13 protein-coding genes are annotated in these 10,146 nt (G+C 46.4%); 7 read left to right on the plus strand and 6 right to left on the minus strand.

Annotation, left to right across the window (positions count from 1 at the left end; all coding sequences use genetic code 11):
* Positions 1–200 (minus strand): helix-turn-helix domain-containing protein (locus tag G465_RS0111705; protein WP_027405431.1); only part of this gene is annotated, 200 nt, incomplete at its 3' end.
* 41 nt (positions 201–241) lie between these two features.
* Entirely contained in the window at positions 242–451 is a 210-nt protein-coding gene (locus G465_RS15845; protein ID WP_155846554.1) for a hypothetical protein, read from the minus strand.
* A 2-nt stretch (positions 452–453) separates the two neighbouring features.
* Here G465_RS15845 and G465_RS0111710 point away from each other — a divergent pair, with 2 nt between their 5' ends.
* Both G465_RS0111710 and G465_RS0111715 read left to right on the plus strand, forming a co-directional pair.
* Positions 454–909 (plus strand): BLUF domain-containing protein, encoded by a 456-nt coding sequence (locus G465_RS0111710; protein WP_022654643.1) that lies wholly within the window; start codon positions 454–456, stop codon positions 907–909.
* A gap of 31 nt (positions 910–940) precedes the next feature.
* Positions 941–2,089 carry a response regulator gene (locus tag G465_RS0111715; protein ID WP_022654644.1) on the plus strand — a complete coding sequence of 383 codons (1,149 nt, stop codon included), beginning with the start codon at positions 941–943 and terminating at the stop codon, positions 2,087–2,089.
* Here the strand turns inward: G465_RS0111715 and G465_RS0111720 are convergent.
* Together G465_RS0111720 and G465_RS0111725 are read right to left on the minus strand one after the other, a co-directional pair.
* Entirely contained in the window at positions 2,082–3,053 is a 972-nt protein-coding gene (locus tag G465_RS0111720; RefSeq protein ID WP_022654645.1) for an NAD-dependent epimerase/dehydratase family protein, read from the minus strand. The two genes, G465_RS0111715 and G465_RS0111720, sit on opposite strands and share 8 nt — an antisense overlap.
* Positions 3,050–3,808: a glycosyltransferase family 2 protein gene (locus G465_RS0111725; protein ID WP_022654646.1), complete on the minus strand. Its 759-nt coding sequence runs from the start codon at positions 3,806–3,808 to the stop codon at positions 3,050–3,052. The genes G465_RS0111720 and G465_RS0111725 overlap by 4 nt, the downstream gene beginning before the upstream one ends.
* Before the next feature lie 466 nt (positions 3,809–4,274).
* Here G465_RS0111725 and waaC point away from each other — a divergent pair, with 466 nt between their 5' ends.
* Positions 4,275–5,243, plus strand: a complete 969-nt coding sequence (gene waaC, locus G465_RS0111730; RefSeq protein ID WP_022654647.1) for a lipopolysaccharide heptosyltransferase I — start codon at positions 4,275–4,277, stop codon at positions 5,241–5,243.
* Entirely contained in the window at positions 5,243–6,589 is a 1,347-nt protein-coding gene (gene waaA / locus G465_RS14630; protein ID WP_022654648.1) for a lipid IV(A) 3-deoxy-D-manno-octulosonic acid transferase, read from the plus strand. Before waaC ends, waaA begins: the two co-directional genes overlap by 1 nt.
* Here the strand turns inward: waaA and thiD are convergent.
* The gene (gene thiD, locus G465_RS0111740) at positions 6,511–7,359 is read right to left on the minus strand and encodes a bifunctional hydroxymethylpyrimidine kinase/phosphomethylpyrimidine kinase (protein WP_022654649.1); all 849 of its coding nucleotides are present in this window, start codon (positions 7,357–7,359) and stop codon (positions 6,511–6,513) included. The genes waaA and thiD overlap by 79 nt on opposite strands.
* A 125-nt stretch (positions 7,360–7,484) precedes the next feature.
* Between thiD and xth the strand changes: the two genes are divergently transcribed.
* On the plus strand, positions 7,485–8,261 hold the full coding sequence (gene xth, locus G465_RS0111745; RefSeq protein ID WP_022654650.1) for an exodeoxyribonuclease III: 777 nt from the start codon (positions 7,485–7,487) through the stop codon (positions 8,259–8,261).
* Positions 8,262–8,286: 25 nt separating this feature from the next.
* A complete protein-coding gene (locus tag G465_RS0111750) occupies positions 8,287–9,291 on the plus strand; it encodes an isocitrate/isopropylmalate dehydrogenase family protein (protein ID WP_022654651.1) in 1,005 nt (334 codons plus the stop codon).
* Here the strand turns inward: G465_RS0111750 and G465_RS0111755 are convergent.
* The gene (locus tag G465_RS0111755; protein WP_155846555.1) at positions 9,288–9,518 is read right to left on the minus strand and encodes a hypothetical protein; all 231 of its coding nucleotides are present in this window, start codon (positions 9,516–9,518) and stop codon (positions 9,288–9,290) included. The two genes, G465_RS0111750 and G465_RS0111755, sit on opposite strands and share 4 nt — an antisense overlap.
* A gap of 136 nt (positions 9,519–9,654) precedes the next feature.
* On the opposite strand from G465_RS0111755, the gene G465_RS0111760 reads away from it, so the two are divergent.
* Positions 9,655–10,146: hypothetical protein (locus G465_RS0111760; RefSeq protein ID WP_022654653.1), on the plus strand; the 492-nt coding region annotated here is incomplete at its 3' end.

A 10,146-nucleotide genomic window follows, 5' to 3' on the forward strand; every position in this document is an offset into this window, starting at 1 on the left:
AATTCTTGCTTCCAGCTGGGCAAAAGATTAGCCAATTTGACGTAAGAAAACTTGCTTGTCGGGTCAGTCTGATACCATTCCTTTTGCAACGCCAACGCCTTATTAAAGACGAACCGACACGAACCCGCAAAGCGCGACATTTGCCGTGTTTGCTGGCCGTTGGGTGTCAGTTGGAATTTGAAGGCTTGGAGTCGTTTCATACGCTCATTATACAAACAGCAAAGCAAACATTGATTTGTTTTTACTTTACAACCACAACACCAAACCCTAAAACAGCTTTGCCGTTTGCGCCTGATATCCCCGCCATGAATGGCGAGGTTTTACGGCGCAGGGGATAAAATGAAATAGACACCACTGTATTAAATGATAAATTCATAACACTGCCATCTAGTTTTAACAAAAACTCCCTATGCTGTTTCGTCAAACCTTGTTTCAGCCATGGGAGTTTCAAACATGCAATTCGTGCAATTGATTCATACCAGCGAAATTATCGCTCACGCTAGCGAAGCAGAAGAACTGGATATTCTCAGAAAAGCCAAAGAAAAACATCTAACCAAACGAGTTTCTGGTTTGATGTTTTACCACAACAAGCGTTGTGTCCAGTTATTGGAAGGTAAAGAAGATGATGTGATGGCTTCTTTTGAGGAAATGAAAAAAGATCCTAATCATCAAAATGTGACTTTAGCGGCAAAAAATAAAACTGATAAAATTTCGCTTCCTACCTGGGCAGTGGCTTATTTCTCAAAAACGCTGCCAAAAAAAACGCTGCCAAAATCGATTCAAAAAAATCATCCTTCAATTCTCAATCAAGAACAGGCTCAAGCGGTCCTTGCATCTTTAGACCATGCTATTGGTCAGGTATTTCTTACTACTTTTGAGAAATATGCTATCGACCAGCAAGAAATTTAATTAAGACATCACCTAACTTGAGATCAAGTCAATGAGTCTGCCTGAATTTGTTTTATTTGCCGTTGATGCCAGTGTAACGTCACGTATTATGCTGCAATCAATTTTTGCTGAAGAATATCAAGTCAGTTTATTCGATTCAGCAGAAAGTTGTCTAGCACAATTAGCAACCCAAACACCCAGTATTATTTTGACTGAAGTGGAATTACCAGGGATGAATGGGTTTTCTTTTTGTCAAAAAATAAAAAATCATTCAACGACCCAAAACATACCAGTGATTTTTATTTCTGGTCGCAACTGTTTAGAAGATCGATTACATGGTTATGATGCAGGGGGTGAAGATTTTATTTTTAAGCCTTATGCAATTGATGAAGTTAGGCATCGTGTTGAAGTTGTCAGACATGCCTTTAATGAGGCAATGTTATTAAAACAACAGATGGCCGATTCAGAATTATTAAGTTCATTATTGTTATCAAACATTGATGAATACGCTATTTTAATCCAAAGCATACGAAATTTAACCGAGAACACAACACCACAGGAGTTTGCCGATACGTTATTAACCATGTTGCGACAATTTGGTTTAGAAGGCGCAGTACAACTAAGATTAGGTGAGGAGGTCTTATCTATCAGCGATCAGGGCAAAGAACGACCACTAGAAGTTGCCGTATTAAATCATGTTCGGACACTAGAACGGATTTTTCAGTTTAAACGGCGTTGTGTCTTCAACTTTGAGCATTTAACTTTGCTTGTGAACAATATGCCGATTGAAGACATGGATAAAACAGGCCGGTTGCGAGATCATTTAGCCATTGCAACAGAAATGGCTAATAGCCGCCTAATGGCACACTTATCCACAGCTCAAAATAGTTATACACAGACACAAATTGTGGATATGTTGCAGGATATTCGGCAAACCATTGATGATTTTATCGAACGCAGCCGCCGTGCTCGTGCGTATAGCACACAAACCATGACAGAAATGCTTGATTCTCTTATTACTTCGTTCGCACCGCTTGGTATGTCGAGTGATCTTGAAGAAGATATTGAGAATATGGTGCGAGAAAAAGCACAGGCCTTGATTGCACTACATGATAACCATGATGAAACCACAGCGACTTTAGAAGATCTCAAAAGTCGCCTTGAAACACTTTCCCACTCATCCACAGCTTATACTAAATAGCCTGTGGATAACTTCGATACCAATCTACAAATTGAATTAATCCTTGTTCTAATGAAGTATTGGGCGAAAAACCAACTGCTTGTTGTAACTTTTCAGTATCAGCATAGGTTGTTAACACATCACCCGCTTGCATAGGTAGATAGATTTTGTTGGCCGTTTTACCGAGTACCTTTTCTAAGGTGCTGATAAATGTGTCTAGTAACACCGGTTGATGATTGCCAATATTAAAAATTTCAAATGGCACTGACTTATCCACAGGTGGTTTTTCTGCTGTCGCAATTACACCAGTAACAATGTCATCAATATAGGTAAAATCACGCCATAACTGCCCATTGTTAAAGACTTTAATTTCTTTTCCTTGTTCAATCGCTTCAGTAAATAACCATACTGCCATGTCTGGCCGTCCCCATGGACCATAAACAGTAAAAAACCGTAATGCTGTTATAGGAAGTTGATAGAGATGGCTATAACTATGCGCCATGACTTCATTTGCTTTTTTAGTTGCGGCGTAATAACTAATTGGCGAATCAGTATTGCTATCTTCACAAAAGGGGGTTTCGGTTCGATTGCCATATACACTAGACGAACTAGCCATCACTAAATGTTTTACTTTGAACTGTTGGCATAGTTCTAGGATATTGGCAGTGCCGACAAGGTTACTCTGTGTATAAGCCTGTGGATAAGTGATTGAATAACGTACACCTGCCTGTGCAGCAAGATGAATCACTTTATCAACAGAAAACTGGCTGAAAATCTCTTGTAGCTTAGTATAATCAGCAATATCTTGCTCAAAAAACAAGAAATTAGAAAATTTTTGTATTGTGGATAAACGATCTTTTTTTAGCTGAGGTTGGTAGTAAGTGTTTAAGTTATCCACACCGATAACCGTGTTGCCTTGTTCAAGTAGTTTCAATGCTACTGCACGTCCAATAAATCCAGCACATCCTGTTACTAAGTAAATCATTTTTTTTCCTTATGTAATCTTTGTAATTCCATCAACTTGATGTATTTAAATAAACTGTTTCCGCAGCCGATTAAAATATGAATTAGTCCAGGCAAACCATCTAAGAAACCTCTTCTTATTATGTAAAACTTGATAAAACGAAATATAGCACTGGTAATTGCTGAAGAACCAGAAACTTTTTTTCCTTTTTTAAATAAAATTTCTGCTTGTAAATCAGTATAACGATTTTGTTTCTCTAGATAATGACTGATTTTTTCTCCTGATTCATGCATTAATTTGTGTTTTAACCTAATCACTTTTCCATTGTGTTCAACAACTTCATGCACACTGTCGTTACTCCAACGAGCGTGTTTTTTATTAAACAGTCTGATACACCAATCTGGATAACCTTCTCCATGACGTAAGAACTTACCCATAAACCGATTACATCTAGGTAGTGCAAAAACAGTGTTGGGTTGTGTTGGATTGTCTAGTGTTTTGAGTTCGTCTTGTAGTGACTGACTTAACCATTCGTCTGCATCAAGACATAACACCCAATCATTGCTTGCAAGTGATACTGCGAGTTGCTTCTGTTTACCAAACCCTAACCAGTTGTGTTGGTGAACTTTTGCTCCGTATTGCTTAGCAATGTTGATGGTGTCGTCTGTGCTTCCTGAATCGAGAATGATGATGTCTGTGAACTGTTGACATGACTGTAAACAACTTTCGAGGGTTTGTGAGGCATTGAGTGTGATGATGACAACGCTGACTTGCATGGGGATAAGTTCTTATTAAACAAATATTGAATATATATTAGTAATGATGATGAAGGAACCCTTTTTCTGTGGATAACTTTGTTGAAATCTTTATTTATCAAAGACTTAACATGTGGAAAACCTATGGATAACTCGGTGGATAACTTGTGGATAAAATGTGGATAAAATTTTCAATCCACAAAAAATCCGAGTTATCCACAAGTTATCCACAGCTTATCCACAGACTTATCCACAGATTCAGAGCCCTGATACAGCAAAAAAACGTAAGTGATTTTCTGTGGATAAGTCTTTTTTGTATTTTAAAATCATGTGGTTAGATTCTTTTTTGGGCTTGGTGCTTGCTTTGAGCAACGGTAAAAGGGTCAAAACACCCTGTGGATAGTTTTTCCATGCAGAATTCGTTCTCTTCTGTGGATAAGTTCTATGGGACTTGGTCCGGAACCATTTGCCGCTTAAAATCCCGCCCATGACAAAAATACTCTTGGTGCGCACGTCCTCAATGGGGGATTTGGTTCATACCCTGCCTGCAGTGACTGACTTGGCGCGACACTTTCCACATTGGCGAATCGATTGGTTGGCTGAAGAAGCTTTTGCGGAGATTGCGCGTCTTCATCCGGCTGTGGATAAAGTGTGGACTTGTGCGGTTCGCCGCTGGCGTAAGCGCCTGTATGTGCCTTCGGTGTGGCAAGAGATAAGCCAGTTACGGCGACAACTGGCAGCAGAACATTACCAAGTGGTGGTTGATGCACAAGGATTGCTGAAAAGCGCCGTATTAAGCCGCTGGGCCGCCGGTGATGTGATGGTCGGGTTTGACCGCAACAGTATTCGCGAGCCAGTGGCGAGCTATTTTTATCAAAAGGGTTACCCCGTCAGCCGTAGTTTGGGTGCGGTATTGCGTAATCGCTTGTTGTTGGCACGGGCCTTTGGTTATCAAATCGACGAGAGTCAGGTTGATTTTGGTTTGTCTGCTTTGCAACTGCCCTCGGTGCCCGAGTTATCCACAACCCCGTATTGTGTTGCGCTGACGGCCACCTCTCGTGAAAGCAAAGAATGGCCAGAGGCTCATTGGCTGACGCTTGCCGAGGGTCTGTATCAACAATATGGTTGGCGTTGTGTTCTCCCTTGGGGTAATGATCGCGAGCGTGCTCGTGCCGAGCGTCTGGCCTTGCAGATGCCGGCAGCTTTTGTGCCGCCGCGTCTTTCGCTGACCGAGGCCGCAGCTTTGTTATCGCATGCTGCGTGTGTGGTTGGGGTCGATACGGGTCTGAGTCATCTTGCCAATGCGCTGGATAAGCCTTTAGTGGCGCTTTACACCGACACGGATCCGGCTAAGACGGGGGTGATTCCATCGTTACGAGCTCGTAATTTAGGTGGGGTACAGCAGATGCCAATGCCAAGTGAAGTGCTGGCTGTGGTCAGTGAGGTGATCAGCTAATGGCCTTTCGCTATCTATACACCCTGTTGTGGTACCTTCTAGCGCCCGTGGTGGCGTTTTATTTGGTCAGACGTAGCAAGCGTCAACCCGCCTACCGTTTGCACTGGCAAGAGCGCTTTATGGGTCAAATGCCAACCATGTCTTCGCCGCCGATTTGGTTGCATGCAGTATCGGTCGGCGAAACGCGTGCTGCGATTCCGCTGGTGAAGGCTTTGCAAGATCACTTTCCGCAGTTGCCAATTTTGATTACACAAATGACGCCGACCGGTCGTGATACTGCCCGTCAGCTCTTTGCCAATATGGGTTGTCGTGGGCAGCAAATTGCTTTTGCCTATTTGCCCTATGATATGCCTCATGCCGTACAGCGTTTTTTAGCCGAAGTGAAACCCCGTGTTGGGGTGTTAATGGAAACCGAGGTATGGCCGAATCTCATTCACGCGGCTCATAAACGGCACATCCCGTTGTTTTTGGTCAATGCCCGACTATCGGAGCGGTCAGCGCGAGGGTATCGCCGTATTCGGCCACTGATTGCCCCCGCCTTACGCCATCTCACCCAAATTGCTGCGCAAACCCAAGCTGATGCCGATCGTTTTACTGCTTTGGCTCCCACTTGTTCGGTTACGGTAGTGGGTAACACCAAATTTGATGTACGGCCAACGTGGGATAGTTTAGATCTCGCGGCACAATTCCGCTTGTGGTGTGGGGAACGGCCAGTATTTGTTGCAGCGAGTACGCGCGAAGGTGAGGAGGCATTGTTGTTGGATGCCCTTCCGGCTGATTTTCCTGCGCTGTTGGTGATTGTGCCACGGCATCCTGAGCGGTTTGCCGATGTCGCAAAATTGTTAGAGGCGCGGCATATCCCATTTCAACGCCGCAGTGAAAAACAGCCGCTTCGCGCTGAAACACGCGTGTGGTTGGGGGATTCGATGGGGGAATTGTTCGCCTATTATCGCATTGCTGATGTGGCGTTTATTGGTGGCAGTTTGTTGCCCTTGGGTGGGCAAAATTTGATTGAGGCGGCGTGTTTGGGCGTGCCTATTGTGATGGGGCCATCTGATTTTAATTTTTTACAGGTGACTGCATTGGCAGCACAAGCAGGGGCCTTGCAACGTGTTGATACCCCTGCTGAGGTGTTTGAGGCTGCTGGTGCGATTTTGCACAACCCAACTTTGATGAAAGCGATGGGCGCCGCTGGCTTGGCCTTTGCTGCTGCCCATCAAGGTGCGACTGAGCGTATTCTCAATGTGCTGTTAACGACTTTGGCGAATCAAGACAGTGATTCGCTGTCTGTAGTGAGCTCATCTGTGGCATCTGGCCAAGCCCAGAATAGGCGGTCGGGGACGTGATAGCCCATGCCTGGCCGATAACCGGCAGCAAGGGTTTGCCAGACAAAACGTTGTGCCTCGATGGCGGCTTGTGCTATCGGTTGGCCGGCGGCGGTAAAAGCTACAATAGCGGCGGAAAGGGTGTCGCCAGCGCCGCGATAATCGAAGGGTAGCCGTTGCCACGGGGTACGGCTGATACAGCGCGCCCCTTGGTACAGATGATGCAAAATTTCTTGGGGTTGTTGTGGATTGGCGATGCTGGTGATCAATACCCCACCTAGTCCTGTTTCGGCCAATCGGCGAGCACAGGCATCTGGTTCTGGGTCTTCATCAATTTCTGGATCGTTGCTGGATAGCCAACGTGCTTCAAGAGGACTGCACACCAACAAATGCGTGTGTGGTAACAAGACATCGCGGATCACCTCGGCCAATTCTTCAGTGGCAAGATCACCACCATGACCCAGTGCTGGATCAAGAACAAGCGGGGTATCGGGATAATCTGCTGCAATTTCAGCCAGTGCCATCGCAGTTTCAATACTACCAACATGTCCGATTTTGAAGGCACTGACGCTCATATCCTCGAGCAAGTAGCGTGCTTGTTCAATCACCCATTCGGTTTCAAGCGGATGAAATTCGACTTGTCCCCGCGTATCAGCCACGCTGATGCCGGTGATGACTGACAAGGGGTGGCAGCCAAGACTGGCAAAGGTTTGGACGTCTGCCTGAATGCCACTGCAACCAGAGGGATCGGCAAACGACATTGACAGCGTAATAGGAAGAGAAGAGGTCATGGCAACAGACAAAATGGACAAAAGACAGTGTTTTGCATATTAGCATGCTCTGTTGTCTGGCTGATGGCTTGATCGGGTTCTAAAACCACATGGCACAATGCGGTTTTTGTTGAGAAGGGTGGGCTATGCGTATTGCGACATGGAACGTCAATTCGCTTAAAGTGCGTTTGCCACAGGTATTGGATTGGTTAGAGCAGCAACAACCCGATGTGCTTGCGTTGCAAGAGCTGAAATTAGATCAACCTGCTTTTCCCTTGGCAGAGATCACTGCAGCGGGTTATCACGCCGTGTGGGCGGGACAAAAAACCTATAACGGGGTGGCGCTACTGAGCAAATTGCCCTGCGAAAACGCGGTGGCTGGTATCCCCGATTATGATGATCCACAACGGCGGGTGATTGCAGCGACCATCGCTGGGGTGCGGGTGATTAACGTCTATTGTGTGAATGGTGAGTCGCTCGATTCCGATAAATATCACTACAAATTGCACTGGTTTAGCCAATTATCGCGTTATATCGCTGCAGAATTACAAACTTATCCACAGTTGGTGTTGCTGGGCGATTTTAATATCGCACCCGATGAACGCGATGTTTATGATGCAGAAAAATGGCGTGATTGTGTGTTGTGTTCACCGGCTGAACGCGCCGCATTTCAACAACTGTTAGATCTCGGCTTGCACGATAGTTTTCGTTTATTTCAGGCTGAGGCCGGACATTATTCGTGGTGGGACTATCGTGCGGCGATGTTTCGGCGCAATTTGGGTTTGCGTATTGATCATATTTTGCTGTCCGATGCCTTACGACCTTATGCACTGAGCTGTGAAATTGACCGACAACCGCGAAAAAATGAACGGCCTTCCGATCATACGCCGGTGATGCTTAGCCTAAACTATCCCCATAACTGAAATAGCGAAGAAAGAACGATATAGCATGGCAGAAGCGTTGCGTTTGTGTGTGATTCCCGGTGATGGAATTGGTCAAGAAGTGGTGCCTGCGGCAGTGCAAGTGTTACGGCAAGTATTACCGCAAGTGGAATGTGTCGAAGCAGAAGCAGGCTGGGGCTGTTTTCAAAGAGTCGGTAAGGCGCTGCCGATTCAAACTATTGAGACTGCCAAGCAATGCGGTGCGGTGTTATTTGGTGCCGTCAGTTCACCGTCTCGCAAAGTGGAAGGCTACCGTTCGCCGATTGTCGAATTACGCCGCCGTTTAGACTGTTATGCCAACTTGCGCCCAACTGTATCGCCGCCGTTACCCGGCGCACGACAGGGGGTGAATTTGTTGGTGATTCGTGAGAACACAGAAGATATTTACATTGGTGAAGAGGAAAGCGATGGCGAAGTGGCGACAGCGATGCGGCGCATCACGCGCTTAGCCAGCCGGCGTGTTGGTGAGGTGGCTTGTCGGCTATCGCGTGGCAAATTGACCATTGTTCACAAGGCCAATATTTTGCCGTTAACCGATGGTTTATTCCGCGACAGTGTGCGCGAAGTGGCTGAAGCGCAATTCCCGCGCTTGGAACTGGAAGAACGGTTGGTTGATGCGGCGGCGTATGAGTTAGCGCGGTATCCCGAGCGTTTTGATACCTTGGTGGCACCGAATTTGTACGGTGATATTTTGTCTGATTTGGCGGCGGCGTGGGGTGGTGGTTTGGGGATGGCGCCGTCGTTGAATTTGGGCGAATCGGCTGCGATTGCCGAACCTGTGCATGGCTCGGCGCCGGATATTGCTGGCACAGGACAGGCCAATCCAGTGGCGGCGATGTTGTCGTTAGCCCTGTTGGCACGTAGCTGGTGGAATCAACCAGAGGCCGCCGATGCGATTGAAAAAGCCGTGGCTGCGACTTTGGCCTCTGGGGTGGGAACGCCAGATTTGAATTTGCCTGCCCGTTGTTCTACCCAAGCCTTTACCTATGCGGTGTTGGCATTGTTAGCCTAATCGACAGCAATCTCACCACGACAGCGGCGGGGTTGCGTGTCCCCCGCTTGCCCACACGGGGTAGCGGTCTGCAGATCGGGATGTGGTGTGCCGTGGCGATCTTGGCGGGCTAACCAAGTGTGCCAGCGCGTCATCCCTTGTTGGTTGATATTAACCTGCAACACCCACCCCTGACGGGTGGCGGCAGGTTCGGGTGGATCAAAACCATCAAAGACAAAGTTACCCAATGCGCGCAAAGCCTCGGGGTTCAGCCCGAGGTCAAGAGCGCGGACGCTGAAAGCGTCCTAGTGTGATGGTTTGTTATTCTTCAGATTATCTTTGAATATCAATCATCACATCACAACAGCTTGCTATAATTATGTCATGGAAACCGTCAAAACACTGAAACTGCGTATCAAAGACAAGCACGCGAAAGTGTTGCTGGCAATGGCGCGTGATGTGAATACGGTGTGGAATTTTTGCAATGAAACCCAGTATCGAAGTTTGCGCCGTTATACCAACAAACCGCAAATTTGGTTATCAGGTTTTGATCTGCAAAAACTCACCAGTGGTTTCAGCAAGTGCGAAGGGGTGAGTATTGGTTCAACCACGGTTCAGGTGGTTTGCGAAGAATTTGCCACTCGACTGCGGCAGTTCAAAAAACAACGCTTAAATTGGCGTGTCAGTCACAAAAAATCTCCCAAATACTCACTCGGCTGGGTTCCCTTCAAAAAAGGTGCGTTGACCTATAAAAATGGCCAAGTTCGTTTTAAAGGCATGAACATTAGCCTGTGGGATTCCTACGGCTTGTCAAAATACGAATTCCGAGCAGGCAGTTTTAACGAAGACTCTCGTGGTCGCTGGTATCTCAACGTA

Source organism: Aquaspirillum serpens DSM 68, assembly GCF_000420525.1.
GTDB classification, from domain to species: domain Bacteria; phylum Pseudomonadota; class Gammaproteobacteria; order Burkholderiales; family Aquaspirillaceae; genus Aquaspirillum; species Aquaspirillum serpens.